This is a genomic window from Oryzihumus sp. (assembly GCF_036391795.1).
GTDB lineage: Bacteria > Actinomycetota > Actinomycetes > Actinomycetales > Dermatophilaceae > Oryzihumus.
Genome location: NZ_DASVZH010000173.1, coordinates 1 through 1618, shown reverse-complemented (window position 1 = coordinate 1618; position 1618 = coordinate 1). Strand labels below are relative to the sequence as shown.

3 protein-coding genes are annotated in these 1618 nt (G+C 74.5%); all 3 read right to left on the bottom strand.

The features are described from left to right. Nucleotides 1-19: 19 nt before the first annotated feature. Nucleotides 20-562: a potassium channel family protein gene (locus VF825_RS10425; RefSeq protein ID WP_331112924.1), complete on the bottom strand. Its 543-nt coding sequence runs from the start codon at nt 560-562 to the stop codon at nt 20-22. Nucleotides 563-573: 11 nt separating this feature from the next. Next, nucleotides 574-1359, bottom strand: a complete 786-nt coding sequence (locus VF825_RS10420) for an HdeD family acid-resistance protein (protein WP_331112922.1) — start codon at nt 1357-1359, stop codon at nt 574-576. Nucleotides 1360-1386: 27 nt separating this feature from the next. Next, nucleotides 1387-1618 (bottom strand): glycoside hydrolase family 15 protein (locus VF825_RS10415; protein ID WP_331112920.1); only part of this gene is annotated, 232 nt, incomplete at its 5' end.

Genomic DNA, 1618 nt, shown 5'->3' with positions numbered 1-1618 from the left:
GGCCCTTCGCGCGGGAGGGTCAGGCGCCGGGGCCGGGGCCGCGGCCCTGGCGGCGCAGCCCCTCCTGGACCGCGCCGACCAGGACCCGGGCGATGATGCCGACGAAGGCGAGGTCGCCGACCATCTGCAGCGTGGTCACGATCCGGGCCGTCTGGCTGACCGGGGTGATGTCGCCGAAGCCCACCGTGGCGAAGACCGTGACGACGAAGTACAGCGCGTCCAGGCGAGTCATCGGCTGGGAGTAGTTGCCGGCGTCCGCCAGCTCGATGAGGAAGTGGGTCGAGGCGCAGATGACCAGGAACAGCGGGAGCGTGGTGCCGACCGCCTCCACGGCGCGCAGCCGGGGATGGGGCGAGCGCAGGATGCTGCGCACCTGCCAGACGAGCAGCCCCGCAACGACGAGGAGGAGGAGCACGACCCAGACCGTGAGGTGCACCCGCGTGCCGTCCAGCGGCACCGTGAAGTACAGGACCAGCACCACCGTGGCCACCGAGAGCGAGCGCAGCAGGGCGGCGACCAGGCGCCGGGGTCCACCGTCGTCCAGCCGCCCCGGGCGCGACACGGCTCCGCCGCTCAGCTCAGGGGCTGCGGGGTGCGGGGCACCCCCGTCGGCCCGGCCGCGGGAGCGGGCGCGCGCGGTCCCCCACCCGGCTCCAGCGCCCCGAGCAGCGTGGCGTGCTGCTCGGCACTGAGGTGACCCTCGGCATACAGCCGCTCCACCCGGGCGCGCAGGGCGGCGACCTCGTCCGGCGTGGCGGTGGCCGCCTCGCCGAGCGCGTGCACGGTGCGGCGCACCTCGAAGGCGAGCACGCACTGCAGCACGCCGGTGATGACGGCCCACAGCCCGAGCACCACGACCACCAGGCTCAGCGTCACCTCCGGGCGCCGCACCACCCACAGTCCGAGCAGGACCTCGACCACGCCCACGGCGGCCGAGAGCCCCCACGCCGGCAGCGCGTGGCGGCGGGCGACCGAGGTCACCACGTGGAAGCCGCCGGCGAGGACCAGCCAGATGCCGGCGAACTCGGCGAGGACGAGGAAGGTCGGGGCCGGCCATGCGAGCAGCACGACCCCGGCGAGCACCTCGACCAGCCCCGCCATGACCTGCTCGCCGCGGCTCTGCCGGGCGAAGACGGGGCTGAAGACCAGGGCCACGCCGTGGATGAGGAACAGCAGCCCGACCAGCACCACCAGGCCCTTGACCGCCCAGTCGGTGACGAGGATGAGCAGACCCACGAGCACGCTGACCAGCCCGGACAGCAGCGGCACCCACCACAGCAGGCTCACCTGCCGCGCCGCCTGGGCCAGCACCGGGCCCTCCCGCGCCACGCCGGCCGGCGCCGTCCCGCCCTGCGTCATGGGGTCCTCATCTCCGCCGCCGCCGGATCAGGTGCCCACGGGGACCGGTGCCGGGGCCTGGGCGGCGGCGCGCTCCAGCGCCGCGTCGAGGGTGATGGCGGCGTCGATCAGGGACAGATGGGTGAACGCCTGCGGGAAGTTGCCCAGCTGCTCACCGGAGAGGCCGATCTCCTCGGCGTACAACCCCACGTGGTTGGCGTAGGTGAGCATCTTCTCGAACACCAGCCGGCCCTCCTCGACCCGGCCGGACCGGGCGAGG

Bases quoted from the DNA above. Each gene is read 5' to 3' on its own strand.
- VF825_RS10420 (WP_331112922.1), bottom strand. From the start codon at position 1,359: ATGACGCAGGGCGGGACGGCGCCGGCCGGCGTGGCGCGGGAGGGCCCG.